This is a genomic window from Motiliproteus sediminis, assembly GCF_017912535.1.
Classification (GTDB): Bacteria; Pseudomonadota; Gammaproteobacteria; order Pseudomonadales; family Balneatricaceae; genus Motiliproteus; species Motiliproteus sediminis.
In genome coordinates, this window is sequence record NZ_JAERQK010000011.1 from 1 (window position 1) to 15,330 (window position 15,330).

The 15,330-nt window shown below is 62.3% G+C and carries 13 protein-coding genes; 6 read left to right on the forward strand and 7 right to left on the reverse strand.

Annotated elements, in window-relative coordinates; translation table 11 throughout:
• The first annotated feature begins 159 nt into the window (after nucleotides 1–159).
• The 6 genes from JJQ76_RS15715 (at nucleotide 160) to JJQ76_RS15740 (ending at nucleotide 4,580) form a co-directional block, all read left to right on the forward strand.
• Nucleotides 160–543 (forward strand): hypothetical protein, encoded by a 384-nt coding sequence (locus JJQ76_RS15715; RefSeq protein WP_210397881.1) that lies wholly within the window; start codon nucleotides 160–162, stop codon nucleotides 541–543.
• A gap of 396 nt (nucleotides 544–939) precedes the next feature.
• Nucleotides 940–1,581: a hypothetical protein gene (locus JJQ76_RS15720; protein ID WP_210397882.1), complete on the forward strand. Its 642-nt coding sequence runs from the start codon at nucleotides 940–942 to the stop codon at nucleotides 1,579–1,581.
• A gap of 615 nt (nucleotides 1,582–2,196) precedes the next feature.
• Nucleotides 2,197–2,742 (forward strand): hypothetical protein, encoded by a 546-nt coding sequence (locus JJQ76_RS15725; protein ID WP_210397883.1) that lies wholly within the window; start codon nucleotides 2,197–2,199, stop codon nucleotides 2,740–2,742.
• A gap of 9 nt (nucleotides 2,743–2,751) precedes the next feature.
• Nucleotides 2,752–3,165, forward strand: coding sequence for a hypothetical protein (locus JJQ76_RS15730; protein WP_210397884.1), 414 nt, complete (start codon nucleotides 2,752–2,754; stop codon nucleotides 3,163–3,165).
• On the forward strand, nucleotides 3,162–3,473 hold the full coding sequence (locus JJQ76_RS15735; RefSeq protein ID WP_210397885.1) for a hypothetical protein: 312 nt from the start codon (nucleotides 3,162–3,164) through the stop codon (nucleotides 3,471–3,473). Before JJQ76_RS15730 ends, JJQ76_RS15735 begins: the two co-directional genes overlap by 4 nt.
• Nucleotides 3,474–3,614: 141 nt before the next feature.
• Complete coding sequence (locus JJQ76_RS15740) at nucleotides 3,615–4,580, forward strand: CsgG/HfaB family protein (protein WP_210397886.1); 966 nt, start codon at nucleotides 3,615–3,617, stop codon at nucleotides 4,578–4,580.
• 840 nt (nucleotides 4,581–5,420) lie between these two features.
• Here the strand turns inward: JJQ76_RS15740 and JJQ76_RS15745 are convergent.
• The 7 genes from JJQ76_RS15745 to JJQ76_RS15775 are packed head-to-tail and all read right to left on the reverse strand — an operon-like array spanning nucleotide 5,421 to nucleotide 14,974.
• Entirely contained in the window at nucleotides 5,421–6,719 is a 1,299-nt protein-coding gene (locus JJQ76_RS15745) for an alginate export family protein (protein ID WP_210397887.1), read from the reverse strand.
• Nucleotides 6,712–8,145: a phosphotransferase gene (locus JJQ76_RS15750; protein WP_210397888.1), complete on the reverse strand. Its 1,434-nt coding sequence runs from the start codon at nucleotides 8,143–8,145 to the stop codon at nucleotides 6,712–6,714. Before JJQ76_RS15750 ends, JJQ76_RS15745 begins: the two co-directional genes overlap by 8 nt.
• On the reverse strand, nucleotides 8,135–9,427 hold the full coding sequence (locus JJQ76_RS15755; RefSeq protein WP_210397889.1) for a phosphotransferase family protein: 1,293 nt from the start codon (nucleotides 9,425–9,427) through the stop codon (nucleotides 8,135–8,137). Before JJQ76_RS15755 ends, JJQ76_RS15750 begins: the two co-directional genes overlap by 11 nt.
• Nucleotides 9,424–11,190 carry an ABC transporter ATP-binding protein gene (locus JJQ76_RS15760; protein WP_210397890.1) on the reverse strand — a complete coding sequence of 589 codons (1,767 nt, stop codon included), beginning with the start codon at nucleotides 11,188–11,190 and terminating at the stop codon, nucleotides 9,424–9,426. The genes JJQ76_RS15755 and JJQ76_RS15760 overlap by 4 nt, the downstream gene beginning before the upstream one ends.
• Nucleotides 11,187–12,392, reverse strand: coding sequence for a glycosyltransferase family 4 protein (locus tag JJQ76_RS15765; protein WP_210397891.1), 1,206 nt, complete (start codon nucleotides 12,390–12,392; stop codon nucleotides 11,187–11,189). The genes JJQ76_RS15760 and JJQ76_RS15765 overlap by 4 nt, the downstream gene beginning before the upstream one ends.
• On the reverse strand, nucleotides 12,367–13,704 hold the full coding sequence (locus tag JJQ76_RS15770) for a glycosyltransferase (protein WP_210397892.1): 1,338 nt from the start codon (nucleotides 13,702–13,704) through the stop codon (nucleotides 12,367–12,369). The genes JJQ76_RS15765 and JJQ76_RS15770 overlap by 26 nt, the downstream gene beginning before the upstream one ends.
• The gene (locus JJQ76_RS15775) at nucleotides 13,688–14,974 is read right to left on the reverse strand and encodes a glycosyltransferase family protein (protein WP_210397893.1); all 1,287 of its coding nucleotides are present in this window, start codon (nucleotides 14,972–14,974) and stop codon (nucleotides 13,688–13,690) included. Before JJQ76_RS15775 ends, JJQ76_RS15770 begins: the two co-directional genes overlap by 17 nt.
• Nucleotides 14,975–15,330 lie beyond the last annotated feature (356 nt).

Below are 15,330 nucleotides of genomic sequence, written 5' to 3' on the forward strand. Positions count from 1 at the left end.
TGCAACGCCTGCTGAGTTTGCAGCCAGAACACGGCAGCAGCCGAAGGACGGTACAGAACGGAAATTACGAGATAAATGAACAGGGCTTTACTAGACGCAAACTGGTACTAAATCTGGGGGCAGGTCAGGTAAACTGTCCGTCATGGAGGGTTTCTAGTCATGAGCCTTGAACGATTCATATTATCTACAACGATAATAATCCTATCTATCACCCAGGCTGCCTGTTCTATTCAAGATGAGTATATTCAGCCACACTTGGAAATGGACCTGATCAGACAGGAAATTGCGGAAAAACAGAATCAAAGAGAACAGATCCTGGATTACATAGAGTCCAGTGATCAGATGGCTCATAGAAAAAATGATGATAATGCAATAAATGCTAATGATGAGCTGGTTTTAAAAAACAACAATATAAACAATGTGGAGGATGCAAAGGAGGTTTTAAGGTCACTGGAGGTGCAGATTAAGAAGCTTAAATCTAAGTATCGAAGTCTGGCTCCTGTTGAAATAAATCGCGATGTAAAAGACAAGAATCTTATTTAGTTTATTTATTGTCTTAGTTTATATTGGTCGTATCATAGGTAGATGGTTATTTCGCAGTCGGAAAATAAACATGCCGTGATGCTATTATAAATCGTATAAGTATTATTCTTTTTTAGTTATACAGTGGTGTCGTCATCTCTTATCTAGGCAGGGCATGCAAGGTGGCTGCGGCTACTAAAGCCTCCTCAAAGCCAGTGATTACCCAGGAGCTCATGTAGCCGTTCTCCGGGGAGCTGCAATGTCATCTTCTGCGCAAAGCAGTCATCTTCGTAGCTCTGCACCACACCGCCTGGGACGATAGATATCAAACGAAAAAATTTGAACCCCTTCTGCGGCTACCCGTTACCCACGGGCTGCAACACCCCATTGGCATACTTAGCCCCGAAGGAGATCATTATGAACCCCACCGCCAAAACCCTGATCATTGCCCTGTCTACCGTTGCTGCGCTGAACGTCGGCGCTGCCCATGCCGGTTCGCCGGTGTTTGGCTACAAGCCGATCAAGATCGACTACAACGGCAGCTTTAACACCAACAACGACGTCCGCACCCGGATCGACAACAGCAAGCGCGTTGATACTGATACCCGCCTGAACTACGACCTGGACAACAGCGTGCGTTACAAGCTGAGCAACAAGTTCGACTACGACCTGCGCTACGACTATCGCCAGGACAACATCGGTGCCGACCAGGCCATCAACCAGTACCGCAACTACAGCAGCGACGTCGGCCAGAACGCTGGCAACGTCGGTGGTGCCAGCGGCCACAGCATGAGCCAGAGTCAGGGCGACACCAACGTTGGCGCGCTGGTGAAGGAGCGCAGCTACAGTTCCAACCGCGGTCACAGCCTGTTGTCACCGAGCTTCAGCAGTCATAGCGGCAGCACCCATACCGGTAACATGAGCGGCAGCCAGATCGGCGCCGGCCAGTCCGGTGTGCAGGTGGGTGATGTCACCAACGTGCAGAGCAACGATCAGCAGCAGACTGCCAGCTCTTATACCGGCTCCATTGATTGGGTTGGTAACAGTGCCAGCAAGTAAGCCGGATCCTGTGTGTTCAGAGCCTCCTTCGGGAGGCTTTTTTTGTGGTTCTTCACGGGTTAGGGTGAATGACTCAAACCGGCGCGGAGCGGATATGGACTATCTGCTACTCGGCTCGGTGCTAAAGCTCATTTTAGGCGTTGCGAGAAAGTCCCTGTTCCGCCCTCCCGGGCGGCGTCATTCTTTGCCAGACGCGACAAAGAACGAAGCAAGAAAACGCTAACGGTGCCATATACCCCCTGGTTCCGCCGCCCTGCGGGTTCACTGCGCGTGGTGCGAACAATCCGGGGAGCGTCAGAATGGCCCTCCCTGGCCATACGGCCGCCGCTTCGCGCATCCAGCGCTCTCCCCTTGCGGGCCTTAATCGGATTCTTTACCCCATGCTCGTTGGCTCCAAAGGGGCTGCGTCGCAACTGCAATACCGCATTTCTCTGCGCCGCCCGTGTGGGCGCAACAGAAACTTTCAGAGTGCTGGTTAACCAGCAGCGCTAACCACCTCGCCGACGCAATACTTTGAACCCATTTCCGCGACCCCGTTACCCACCGTTAGAAGAGCCGTCTCCGCGCGCTGGCGCGGGCCTGCTCATCGCTCCATCCCCATAGAGGAGAACGGTTATGGATACTCAAAACAAGGCACTCGCCACAGCGCTGGCGCTGTGGCTGGTCGGGCCAGCGCAGGCCGATGAAGCGCGCAGCGAGATGACGCGCCAGTACCTGCTTGACCGGCAGTACCAGAGCCACCAGCAGCGTGAAAGCGAGCACGCACTGCAGAGCGGCGTCGATCAGGGCGCGGGCAATCAGGCCCAGACCCAAGGCCACCAGTTGTCGCAGCAACAGGGTGGCGTCGAGGTGGGCGCGCTGGTCAGCGGTGGCTACCAACCCCAGGCGGGCGGTGGCGGCTTCAACTGGCAGTTCGTGCCGCAGAGTAACGTCGCTCATATCGAGGGCGACAACGACGGCGTGATCCAGCTCACCAATATCAACGCCAGCAACGGCAGCGTGCATATCGGCGATGTCAATCAGGGCAACCTGTACAACAGCCAGATCGGTAACAGCCAGCAGGGCGTCCAGAGTGGCGACAGCACCAGTGCCCAGAGCAACCAGCAGCGGCAGCAGTCTGACAGCCAGGCCGCCAGCCAAGACCACAACCGCAACGGCTAGGAGGCAGCTATGAACCCTTTAATCACCGCCCTGGCACTGCTGCTCGGTCTGAGCATGGTGCCGGCCTACGCGGATAACGCGGCCACCAACGCCGCGCCGCCGCCTGAGCTGCAACGCCTGCAAGCGCTGCAGAACATGCGCCTGCGGCTGGAACAGGACTGGGCCGGCTATCTGCAGGCGGCGCGTAACAACGCCAGTGCGCAGCCGGTGGCCGTCGGAGCGACTCCGGAGGTGGCGCAGATGCGTCAGCAGGTGACCCACAACCTGGAACGGCTGGAGGACCGCTTTCGCTGCCTCGACGTCGATCTTAACGGCAACAACGGCAACGTGGTGCTGATCTGCGGCGACAACAATGGCCGCGTCGACAGCAACAACCAACAGGCGCTGGGCGCCGATCTCAACGTTAGCGGAGGTACCCCATGAGACCCTGGACCTCACCCCTCGGCGTGACCTTTACGGCGGCCCTGCTCGCTCTGGGCGCCCGTGCTGAACCGGCGCAGGGACTGCGTATCGCCGAACGCAGTTGCGGCGGTGTCGATCTGGTGGTGACCTCGGCGGATCGCTTCGACCCCATGGTGCAGCAGCTGCTGGTCAAACAGCAGCTTAGCGGTCATCCGGTGATCGAGCAGCCGCGCTTTCTGGTGATCCCCTACCGTGATGACGGCTACCTCACCGAGGCGCAGATCCGTTATCTGGAGCAGCTGCTGAGCCGGGCCAGCCGGCGCGAGTGACGGCTGTGTCGGTGATCGGCGCGCAATCAGCGCGCTATGGCATAAAAGGGTTCAGAAAAATCTGAACCCTTTTTTTTGTGGCTGTTACCTACCGGTTGTATCGCGCTTCCCGCAACGCCAACGAACTCTGGAGATACCGTCATGAAATTCAATAACCTGATCGCCATCCCCCTGATCGCCCTGAGCCTGGTGGGCTGTAAGCAGCAGACCGTGAAGTCCTCAGTCAGCGCCGAACAACGTGCAGCCGTCGAGTGCACCGGCCCCAAAATGCGGGTCGCGGTGATGCCGGTTGGTGCCACCGGCAAGCTGGGCGCCTTTGAAGGCTACGACGTCGGTGAAGCGATGTCGTCGCAACTGACCACCGCGCTGCAGCAGACCGGCTGCTTTGTGGTCACCGAGCGTACCGCGCTGTCCCATATCCTGCGTGAGCAGGAGCTCGGCCTGGCTGGTGTCACCAGTGCCGAGACCGCGCCCCAGGCGGGCCGCATCGCCGGTGCCCAGGTGCTGGTCAAAGCGGATATCACCGAGTTTGAGCCGCAAAAAGAGAGCGGCGGGCTGAACTTTGGCTTTGCCTCCTCCAGCCTGCCTTTTGGTTTGCGTCTGGGTGGCAGCGGCGGTAGCAGCCACGTGGCCATCGACCTGCGCCTGCTCGACGCCAGCACCGGTGAAGTGCTGTTCACCCAACGGGTGGAAGCGGACAGCGAGTCGCGCGGTCTGGCGCTGGGTCTGGACTTTGAGAAGATCACTGTCGGTGGCGACAAGTTCTACAAGACTCCGCTGGGTCAGGCCACTCGGGTGGCGCTCAACGACGCGGTGTTCTACGTCATTAAGGGTACCCGTCAGGTACCTTGGCAGGGCCAGATCGTCAGTACCCGCGGCGCTCACATCTTTATCAACGCGGGCCAGGATGCCGGTGTGAAAGTAGGTGACGTGATGCAGGTGTCCGCGGTGGCTGAAGCGCTGGTGGACCCGGAGAGCGGCCTGACCCTGGGCAAGATCGAGAACCCGCTGGGTCGGATCAAGATCACCGCGGTGCAGGAGAAGTTTGCGGTAGCCTCGGCCATGGGTGCCTTCGACGTCCAGCGCGGCGACGTGATCCGCTACTGAGCGCATAGCTCAATCCAGAACAAACCGGGCCAAGGCCCGGTTTTCTAGTTCTTAGCGGGCTAGGGTGGATGACTTAAGCCGGCGCGGAGCGGACGATTTTGCTAATAGCGTTGGCCTCAGCTTTTGGGGGGTTATCTCGTTACCACGCCGGCATTAACCCTCTGTTGCGCCCACCCGGGCGCATTCATTTTCTTTGAGCGCTCAAAGCAAACGAATCAAAAGAAAGCCGCCCCACTTACTTGTCGGCTACGCCGATTCCCTGCGCAGGGCACGAACAATCCGGGGGATCGTCAGAATGGCCGTCCCTGGCCATACTGCCGCCGCTTCGCGCATCCAGCGCTCGCCCCTGCGGGCCTTAATCGGATTCTTCGCACCCTGCTCCGGCTGCGTAAAAGGGGGGATGGGGTGCAAGCCGATACACCAGGGTGAAAGGATCGAATAGACAGAATTTGAGGAGAACTCAGTCGCTCGACTGCGACTTAGCCCCTTTTGGAGCCGACGAGCACGGTGGCGGGGATTCGAAATAGGCCCCGAAGGGGGCGAGGCAAGGATGCCGAGCCGGATTGCGGCACAGGTATGTGCCGTCCGATCCGCCCGAATCACCGCTGCCGCGCGCAGTGGACCCGTAGGGCGGCGGAACCAGGGGAGCATAAAGCACTGTTAGCGTTTTCTTGCTTCGTTCTTTGTCGCGTTTGACAAAGAATGACGCCGCCCGGATGGGCGGAACAGAGGCTCTCATACCTCGCCGATAATGAGCCTTAAATCTTAAACAGCCGGCCCCGAACTAATGACCGCTCCGCGCCGTCATCAGCCGTTTCCGCAAAAAGCACAACAGACGGATTAAAAGCGCAGGTTGAGCGACAGCTCCGAGAACCAGGCCCGGTCCCGGCGGTCGTAGGCGCGCCCCGGCTTGAAAGTGCCCAGCGCCCAGCTGAGCTTAAGGTCCTTGGCCAGCCGGCCGGCCCAGACCAGATCGACCGCCTCGCCAATATCGCGCGAGTCACCATTAGGATCGTCAAGCAGGTTACTGTCGCGCAGGTCATCGTCCGCTTCCACCTGCCGGTAACGGTGATACAGCAGGTCGATGGAGCTGTCCTCGCTGGTGCGCATGCCCCAACCCAGAGTGGCGATCACCAGATTACTGAGCTCCGGCTCCAGCAGCTCGCCGTAGATCTTCACCTTGGTGACCCCCTGCAACTTGGCGTTGTTGTCCTGCAGACCGGTCTGGCGAAAGTTATTGTCGGTGCCACTGCCATCGTTATCGCCGCTGCCGTAGGCAACTCCCAGGGTCAGGTTATGACGCTGCGCACCGGAGAAACGGTAGCTCCAGCCCAGATCGACGCCATAGCCGAGAATATCCCGCCCGCGCCGCTCACCACTGACCACCGCGGCTTCCAACCAGTAGTAGTGGTGAGAGGAGGCGCGGCCACTGCTGTGAATGCCGACAAAATCGAGATCTTCACCGTCCGCTTCACGTTCGTCACGCCGCAGCCAGTAGAGGTCCAGATCACGGTCCTCGGCCAGCCGTTGACGCAGGCGTAGTTCATAGTTGTCGATCGGGGTTTCGTCATCACTGTTGAACAGGTCACGATCGAACGCCTCCTCCCGCGTGGCCGACAGTTCCAGCCCCCAGGAGTCGCGGCGGTAGAGCAGGCGAATCCCATCCAGCTCCTCGTCATACAGCCACTCGCGCCGGTCACGGTAGCGCTGCCGGCCCAGCTGCACTGACCAGCCGGGCGCAAACTCCCGTAGCCACAGGTAGAGCTCCTTCAGCTCCAGCACGGCATCGTCGGAGCGGCGGCCATCGGGATGGTCCGGCCAGTATTTTTGCCGCAGCTCCAGCTCGGCAACCACACCCGCGTCGGCCGCCGGCGCCCAGGCCAGCACCGCTTCCAACTGCGGTTCGAGCGAGATCCGGCGGTCGTCACGATGGCGATCCAGATCGTGGTCGTCGCGGTACTCCGACTCCACCACCAGCTTGGCGCCGCCGTTGAGGTTGTCCGCCAGGCGGTGGTCTGGCGAAGGCGGGTCGTCAATATCGAACGCCACCCCGTCCGCTATCGCCATGCTCGCCCAAAACCAGCCTGCCAGAAGCAGCGCCCGCTCTCCCCCCCGTTGGTAACCGGATCTATCAGCCATCGATCGCTCCCCCCTGTGGTGACGGCGAAAGTAGCGTAGTGGTCATCGTGCCGCCCCCCGTCCCCCCTTCGGTGATGCACCAGCCGGGTTGCAACGCGGCTTCACTGCGGCGGCAGAAATGCTCACAGCAGCGCTGCCATTGCGGCACCTGGTGCTGCACCGCATAACGCGCCATATCCAGCGCCGCGAAGCTGTAACAGGCCCCCAGCCTTGACCACCAGCCCGAAGGCACCCGTTCGAAATAACTTGCCACCATGGCCCCAACCCCTGCCTGATCCGTAGCCGGCGCACTCCGGGTCAGCTGCAACCACTCCAGCCGCGCCAGTAGCAACGCCAGGTCCAGACCGGGGTCGCTGCTGCAAAGCTCCTCCAGGTCGATCAGCCATAGTCGTGGCTCCTGCCCGGGATTGAGATATAGATGCTCCGGCTTGAGATCACCGTGACAGGGTTGCCACAGCGGTTGCAGGCAACCTTGCCGCTGCGCCTGCTGCAGCGCGTCGAGCTGCTCGCCCAAGGCCGGCAGCGCCCAGCGGATCAGCTCGCAGGCGGCCGCGGCACGACTCAACCAGGAATCACAACCAACCCGGGCGCTGAGCGCCAGCGGTGCCGTATGGAACGCGGCCAGACTGCTCCCCAGATGCTGCCACTCGGTAATCTCCAGATCACCGTCGCAAACGCGCTGTTCGAGGGAGCGACCGGGAACTGCCGCATCGACCTGCAACCGCAGTTCGGGAATGAATCCCAGCGGTCGTACCGGACTCAGCCCCAGCCGCTCGTCCATGCCCGCCAACTGCAACTGACGGCGGTACCGCAGCTCACCACTGTCGTCGGCGCGCAACTTGAGAAACACCTGCCAGGGAGCCCCCCTGTTGGCGTCCAGCGGGCGCACCCGCTGGCTGAGGACGGCGCTGATCAGCGGCCGGTAGCGCACCGGCTGGGGATGTTCCACCACCAGCTCCGCGACACCGCTGTCGCGCTGGTACAGCTGTTCCAGCGGCTCCGGCAGACGCCGGAACAGCTCCGCCAGATGCGGTAGACGGTGATCCAGAGGAAAATGCTGCAGCACCATCCGCGACGCCTCCAACCAGCAAGGCTGCAGGCTGGGAAAGCCACGGAAGGGTTGCCCGTCCGCTTCGCGACAGCCCCGTCGGTAGCGTTTCTCTGCCGTGTTGTCGGCGCTGATCAGACCACTGATCCAGTGGCGCCAGCGACCGCCGCTGAGCGGATCCAACAGCTCGATCTCATACAGGCACACCAGCCGCTCGCCGGGGCGGTAGCGGAAGCGCTGCAAGCGACAATGCTGCATACGGAAGGGTGACTCGCTCTGTTGCAGCCAGCGTTCGATCTTAGCCGCCATCCAGTCGTGGTCGAGCGCCCGATCCAACCCCGGCAAAGAGGGATCAAAAAAACCCTGATCAGGCGGCATCGGCAGCCTCCAGTAGTGGCAGCGCCAGATGTTTCCAGCGGCTCCAGAAAGCGTGAATACAGGCCAGACGGAGCAGGCTGGCCATGCGGTAAAGGGTCACCGCCGCCGGATCGGCCCGCCGTTCGAGCCCGTAGCCGGCGTGAAACGCGCGCCACAGCGGGGCCGCGTTACCGCGCCGCTGTAACTCCAGCAACTGCATGTGGGCAAGAAAGTTGCCTATATCCAAGGCCGGATCGGCCCGACAAAGGGTATCCAGATCGAGCAGCACCGTATGCGACTCACTGACAATAAACTGCTTGTCGTAGTAATCACGGTGACAGAGCACCGGCTGCGCCGCAGGCAAGCGCAGCAGTCCGCGTTCGACCCGCCCCCATACCCGCTCCAACGGCGCAGCGAGCGCGGGGAAAAGCGCGCGGGTAAGGGGCACCCAACGCTGCAACAGCGCCAGTTCATCCTCTGCCCGATGCAGCTGCGGCAGCGCCAGCGTGCTCTGCTGCAACCGCCGTAGCAGTGCCCCGGCATCACGCACCCCGGCGGCCAACGCAGGCCCGCGCAAGCGATCCAGCGGCTGGCCGTCAACATCTTCCATCAGCAGCACACTATGCTCGCCGTCACAGGCCAGCGGGCGCACCATCCGCAAACGCGGATCGCCTCCGGTCGGCGTGGGTGCCAGCGCCTGCAACCAGCGCTGAACCTCCAGCTGACGCTGACTGCGTCCCTTGTAGCACTTGATGATCATGCTCTGCGGCTGCGTTGAGCCGCCGCTGAGGTACCGCAGCCGCACCACCGCACGCCGACCCAGCCGATGGGCCAGCAGGCGGGCGGTCAGCACCCGCACCGGGGTGCCCAGCAGCGATGCCAACAACGGCTCCGCCTGATCCGGACGGTTGATCACGCCCAGCAGCGGCAGGCGATGATCGATGCCGGGTTCGCGCAGCACCAGTCCCAGATCCGCCAGCGGATGCAGAGGCTGACGCTGGTCGCTCTGGGAGACCGGCAGATGACGCAACTTGTGAGCGGCCTCATCGCAATAGGCTGTCAGGCGATCGCCCACCAGCTCCGCCAGGATCTGGCGCTGGCCACAGCGATACTCCAGCGCAAAGCCGCGCTCGCCGCGCGGATAGATACGCTCCAGCTCCAGCCCGTCGATACAGTCCACCAGCTCCGGCCAGGCAGCAAGCAGCGGTTGGTGCAGGGTAGCGACCTCCATCGCCCGCCGGAGCGGATCGAGCAACTCCTCGCGGAACGGTTGCTTGGGCGCCGACCGGGACAGCATGTTCATGGTGCCACCCCCGGTGCCCAGCGTGGATCCAGTGCCGGCAACTCGCGGATAACGCCGTCGCGCAGTTGCACCACCCGGTCGGCGCTGGCGGCCGCCGCCATATCATGGGTAATCATCAGACAGGTGCGATCAACGGCAAGCTGCTCCAGCGTGGTTTGCACCTCGGCGCGGGCGCGCGGGTCCAGCCCGGCAACCGGTTCGTCCAGAATCAGAATCGGCGCCTGGCGAATCACCGCCCGGGCGATAGCGATGCGCTGACGCTGACCGCCGGAGAGCAGCGCGCCGCGCTCGCCCACCGCAGTGTCGTAGCCTTGCGGCAGTGCTTCAATAAAGTGATGGGCATTGGCCGCTTTGGCGGCGGCGACGATCTCCTCATCGCTGGCGTCGAGTTTGCCGTAACCGATGTTGGCGCGAATGCTGGTGTTGAACAGCACCGCGTCCTGCATCACCACCGCAATCTGGTCACGCAGGGAGGTCAGGGTGTAGTGATTCGCGGGCACGTCATCGATCAGCACCGTGCCGGCTTCCGGGTCGTAAAAACGCAGCAGCAGGCTGGCGATGGTGGACTTACCGCTGCCGCTGTCGCCAATCAGTGCCAGAGTCTCTCCGGGACGCAGCTCCAGATCCACCCCGTTGAGCACCGGCCGGCCCGCGCCGTAACCAAAGTAGACCCGATCGAAACGGACCCGGCCCCGAAACCGCGGCGCCTCCACGGCATCCTCGGCATCGCGAATCTCGGCCCTGGTATCGATGATCTTCAGTACCCGCTCGCCGCAGACCGTGGCCTTGGCTACCCGCCCGCTGAGGCTGGCGATCTTACCCGCGCTCTTGTACACCACTTTGAGGTAGGCCAGAAACACCAGCAGATCGCCCGGTGTCAGGGTTCCGGCCTGCACCCGGTTGACGCCGAACCAGAGCACCATCGCGGTACCCACGGCCAGCAGCACCTGCACCAGACGATCGAAGCTGGCAATCAGCCGCGTAGCGCGCACCCCGGCCTTGAGGGAGTTGGCGTTACGGGACGAAAACTGCTGATCTTCGTGGGCTTCACGGGCAAATGCCTGCACCACGTGAATGGCGGTCAGTTTCTCGGTCACCACATTAGCCAGCTTACCCTCCTGCCGGCGCTGGGTGCGGGTGGCCCCCTTGATCCGCTCGTGGTAGCGCCGGTTGGCAAACACCAGCAGCGGCACCACCGCCAGCGCCATCAACGCCAACTGCCAGTCCATCCACAGCATCACCAGCAGCACACCGATCATCACCAGACCGCGATCCAGCGCCGTCAGGGTCAGATTAATCATCAGCTCCCGCAGCAACTGGATGTCACCGGTCAGGCGGGCGATCAGGTCGCCACTGCTGCTACTGTCGTGGAAGGAGTGCGACAGCCGTTGCAGATGGCTGTAAAGTCGTTGGCGGATTGCCGCCACCACCCGCTGACCAACGGTCGCCGCCAGATAGGACTGGGCGTAAGCGAACATCCCTCCCGCCACCGCGATCACCACAATGGCGCCGATCAACGCCGCCAGCAGCAGCTCCGGGTTCTGACTCCACTGCGGCCAGCCGGCCCGATAGGCGGCAGCGTCCGGCAACAACAAGGCATCAAACACCAGCTTCAACGGCCAGGGACGCAGCAGCTGAGCCAGCGCCACCCCCAGCGTGAACAGCAGTACCAGCAGCAGGGTGCCGTAGTGAGGTCGCAGGTGACCACCAAAGCGCTGAAACAGCCGCCGGATACCAGCCGCCGAGGGGGTTGGGGTGCTCATATCGCCCCCCTTACAGCGGTCAGCGCATGGGTGATCGACAACAGCCGACGCGCATTGTTATCCCAGGTGCGCTGGGCACCGGTGACGGCGGCGGCGTTGGCCAGCCGCTGGCGCAGTTCAGGGCGATTGCACAGCCGCATCAGCGCCTCGGCCAACTGCTGTTCATCACCGGGACGAACCAGCAAGGCATCCTGCCCATCTCGCAACGAGGTCGCAATCTGGCCAATGCGACTGGCCACCACGGCGATGCCACAGCCAAGATATTCGTACAACTTCAGCGGTGAAAAATAGAAATCGTCACTGGGCGGATAGGGCGCCACCGCGATATCCATGCGCCGCAGATAGGCGGGCACCTGCTCCAGCGGCACCCAGCCGGTGACGCTGATCTGGTCTGCCAGGCCAGCGCCCGCTGCATAACCCTCGATCCAGCCGCGCAAGGGGCCGTCGCCAACGATCAGCAGGTGGCGTTCCGGGTGACCACTGGCGATGGTGCGAAAACTGTTGAGCAGGTGCTCGAGGCCATGCCAGGGCTTCAGACTGCCGCTAAACCCGATCACCTGCTTGCCGCTGAGGGCCTCCAGCGTTATCGGTGGCACCTGCGGATTGAACAGCGCCGCGTCGATGCCGTTTTCAACCACGCTCACCCGATCGGGGTCGGCGCCGTGCTGCAAACAGTAATCCAACACCGCGTCGCTCACCGGCAGCAGGTGGTCGGCGTGGCTGAACACCGCGGTGCGGATCGATTCCGCCAGCGCTCGATCCAGTAACTGACGGTGGGTGAGCTGCTCCTCGATCAACGGCGCGTTAACCTCGACCACGCAGGGAATTCCCAATGCCGCACCCGCATCCACACCGGCCCGACTGAACAGGGCATAGCGCTCGTAGATCAGAGCAAAGGGCTGGCGGCTGTGGTCCTGCAGCAAACGGGCCGCAATTGCGGCGGCGGTGGTGCGCGCCCGGCGCTCCTTGAACCGGCGGCGGGCCTCTCCGCCTGCGGGGATGTCGGCGTCATCGAGGCCGGGGGCGACTTCGATCACCTCGGCCGGCAATTCTGCCTCGCCACTACCACGCTGGGCCACGTAGAGCACCAGCTCATGCCCCTGTCGGGCCAGCGCCGTGCTCATGGCACGGATATGCACCGACGCCCCCTTGGAGCCGAATACCGGGGTACCGCGATCAGCCGCAATGTAAGCGATACGCATCTGCTTGCCCTCCCGCCTGGCTGGTACCCGCACTGCGCTGGAACTGCGCCCCGAGTTCAGCCACGTTGCGCTCCAGATCGAACAACCGCTGCGCCTTGGCACGTCCGGCCTGCCCCAGACTCAGCTGGCGCTCGGGGTGCAACAGCAGGTGCTCCATCGCGCTCGCCAGTGAGCGCGGCTGGCGCTGCTCCACCAAGATGCCGGTTTTACCGTCGTCGATAATCTCCGGCACCCCGGCGACCCGGGTCGAGATAGTCGCCAGCCCCAGCGCCATCGCTTCCAGCAATGCCGTTGGCAAGCCATCACGGTCGCCGCTGTCACAGACGACACAGGGCAGCACCAGTGCAGCGGCATCAGCGATCAGCGCGATCACCTGCTGCTGCGTCAGCGCGCCGTGAAACAGCACCTGCCGCTGCAACCCCGCCTCCGCCACCTGCTGCTGCAGTACCTCGCGCTCGGGGCCATCACCGACGATGCTGAGCCGGAACAGCGGTTGTCGCTCGGCCAACAGGGCACAGGCCCGAATCAGGTCGGGGTAGCCTTTTTTCTCTACCAATCGACCGACGGCGACAAAATGGTTGCTCGGCTGGCGCTCCGCGAGGGGCTGGAAGCGGGCCAGATCGATACCGTTGTAGAGCCTCATGATCCGTTCCCGATCGGCGGGATCGGCCAGCTGACGCAGGTGCTGACGGTTGTAGTCGGAGACCGTTGCGACAAATGCGGCTTCGTGGATTAGATCACGTCGGCGCTGGTCATCGGTCTGACGGTCGACGTAGGTGTGATAGATGTCGCGGGCGTGGGCCGTAAATGAGAACGGCAGCCGACTCTGACGGCCGGCCAACAGCGCCACCAACGCCGCGTTGGAGCCGAAGTGCGCGTGCAGATGCTGAATCCCGCGACTGGCGGCCATAAACGCTACGGTCGCGGCTTGCAGCCACAGCAGCGCTGCATCGGTATCACTCTTGCCGGCCAGCAGCGACGCGCTGGTGTCATCCCACTGCCGCGCCAACCCCGCCAGTGATGCGCACTCCAGAGGCTGGTCCGCGTCGTTGAGGCGGCCGGACAGCGCCGCCTGGAGCTTGAACCCCTCCAGTGCCCGACTGCGCGGCAGGTAGAACACCGGCGCCCGCAGTTGTGCCAGAAGGTCATGACGCGCCTCCTGCGGGGGGCGCATCAGCGAATAGACCTCTACCGCCACACCCTGGCGCTCCAGCGCCAACAGCTCGTTGAGGATGAAGGTTTCGGACAACCGCGGGAAGCGCTTGAGCACGTATGCAATCCGTAGCGGGCGCGTTTCAGGATGCGGAGCCATACTGCCACCCTCCGATGCTCAATACCCCTTCCGGAAACAGGAACGGAACCGTGTCGCGCGGGCTCTCGGCCGCTGCCACTGGCGGTTCGGCTTGAGCCAGCAGCCGCTCCAGCCACCAGCCCATTCGCCCCAGACCATCGAACTCCAGCCGATGCACCGGCACGCTTTGCCGATGGGAACTGGCCAGCTCCTCGCCCACCACCCGGCACAGACGCTCTGGCTGCAACTGCTGCGGATGCAACGCCCGCAGCAGTCCCAGCGCTTCCATGCGCTGGCAGCGAATCCACTGCTCCTCCACCGGCGCTACCCGCGGTACGATCAGTGCCCGCTTACCCAGACTGAGAATCTCACAGACGGTGTTATAGCCCCCCATCGACACCACCAGATCGGCGGCGTCCAGCAGACTCATGACATCATTACTGAACTCCAGTACCTGTACGCCGCGGCATTCAGCCGCCCAGCGCTCGATCTGCTGACGGTGAGCCGCCATCATCTCCGGACCACACAGCACCAGCGTGCGCTGCCCCGCCACCGGCGGATGGCGCGCCGGCCCCTGCATGTAGGCAGACAACAGGGCAAAGCCGTCAGCGCCCCCACCAGCGGTCAGCACCACCAGCGGCGCATCGCCGATGGCATAGCGCTGGCGTACGTCCGCACCGTTGTCGGCATTGAGTTCACGGTGAACATAACCGCAGTAGCGCAGCTTGGCGCGGGTGGCGGCGGGAAAGCGGTACTCGGCACCCAGGTTGAACACCTCCGCCGAGCCCACCACCAGCAGCTGGTCGTAGTAGCGTTCGATCGCCTGGTGATAGCCCCCCTGAGCCCATTCAGCCTGGGTGGTGGCCGGCGCGTCGAGAATGTCGCGCAACACCATCACGCAGCGCGGCGGACGGGCCAGAGTCTGCATCGCTTCCAGCGCCGGTTGCAGCTCGTTACTCAACCCCAGCGGCTTCTTGTCTACCAGCAGCAGATCCGGTTGAAAGTCCAGCAGCGCCGCCTGAATGATATTGGCGCGCAAGCGCACGATGGCGTCGTACTCCATATCCAAGCTGCGCACCACATACTGCCCCCCCTGAGTGCGCCCCAAACAGGGCAATTTGACGTAATCGATACGCTCGGGAATTCGAAAGGAGTGCAGCATCGGCGAGCCGGAAAGAATCAGAATAGAGTAGTCGGGCCGGCTGCGGGACAGGAAGGTGGCGATTGCCAGCATTCGCCGGATGTTTCCCAGACCATAAGTATCGTGGGAGTAGATCAAAATCTTTTTCATGCGCATCGACCTGCTTTGTGGGCCGTTCCGATGACGCTGGAACAGCAGTTGTTATGGGGCCGGATTGACGACAGCGATCAATTCGCAGTAACTCGGTCAACCATGCCGATAACAACCGGCCCCCTGCTTTAATCCGCAGCGAGCCCGAACGGTCGTTGGAGTAAAACGCCCGGCTCCCCATCGGTGTGCGCTAACCGACTGAGACGCTTGGAAAAGATTTATTTGTAACCAAATTGAAAAGATGTGTTCACATTTCCACTATTTGCTGATTCAGAGGAAATATTAATCGGGTGGGTAATTCGTTTGACCCGGGGGTAGGTCAGCATTGGCCACCAGCGCAATGCGAACCGCCGCAG

Excerpts from the sequence above, each read along its gene's own strand:
- JJQ76_RS15715 (WP_210397881.1), top strand. The coding sequence starts at position 160 with ATGAGCCTTGAACGATTCATATTATCTACAACGATAATAATCCTATCT.
- JJQ76_RS15720 (WP_210397882.1), top strand. The coding sequence starts at position 940 with ATGAACCCCACCGCCAAAACCCTGATCATTGCCCTGTCTACCGTTGCT.
- JJQ76_RS15725 (WP_210397883.1), top strand. The coding sequence starts at position 2,197 with ATGGATACTCAAAACAAGGCACTCGCCACAGCGCTGGCGCTGTGGCTG.
- JJQ76_RS15730 (WP_210397884.1), top strand. The coding sequence starts at position 2,752 with ATGAACCCTTTAATCACCGCCCTGGCACTGCTGCTCGGTCTGAGCATG.
- JJQ76_RS15735 (WP_210397885.1), top strand. The coding sequence starts at position 3,162 with ATGAGACCCTGGACCTCACCCCTCGGCGTGACCTTTACGGCGGCCCTG.
- JJQ76_RS15740 (WP_210397886.1), top strand. The coding sequence starts at position 3,615 with ATGAAATTCAATAACCTGATCGCCATCCCCCTGATCGCCCTGAGCCTG.
- JJQ76_RS15745 (WP_210397887.1), bottom strand. The coding sequence starts at position 6,719 with ATGGCTGATAGATCCGGTTACCAACGGGGGGGAGAGCGGGCGCTGCTT.
- JJQ76_RS15750 (WP_210397888.1), bottom strand. The coding sequence starts at position 8,145 with ATGCCGCCTGATCAGGGTTTTTTTGATCCCTCTTTGCCGGGGTTGGAT.
- JJQ76_RS15755 (WP_210397889.1), bottom strand. The coding sequence starts at position 9,427 with ATGAACATGCTGTCCCGGTCGGCGCCCAAGCAACCGTTCCGCGAGGAG.
- JJQ76_RS15760 (WP_210397890.1), bottom strand. The coding sequence starts at position 11,190 with ATGAGCACCCCAACCCCCTCGGCGGCTGGTATCCGGCGGCTGTTTCAG.
- JJQ76_RS15765 (WP_210397891.1), bottom strand. The coding sequence starts at position 12,392 with ATGCGTATCGCTTACATTGCGGCTGATCGCGGTACCCCGGTATTCGGC.
- JJQ76_RS15770 (WP_210397892.1), bottom strand. The coding sequence starts at position 13,704 with ATGGCTCCGCATCCTGAAACGCGCCCGCTACGGATTGCATACGTGCTC.
- JJQ76_RS15775 (WP_210397893.1), bottom strand. The coding sequence starts at position 14,974 with ATGAAAAAGATTTTGATCTACTCCCACGATACTTATGGTCTGGGAAAC.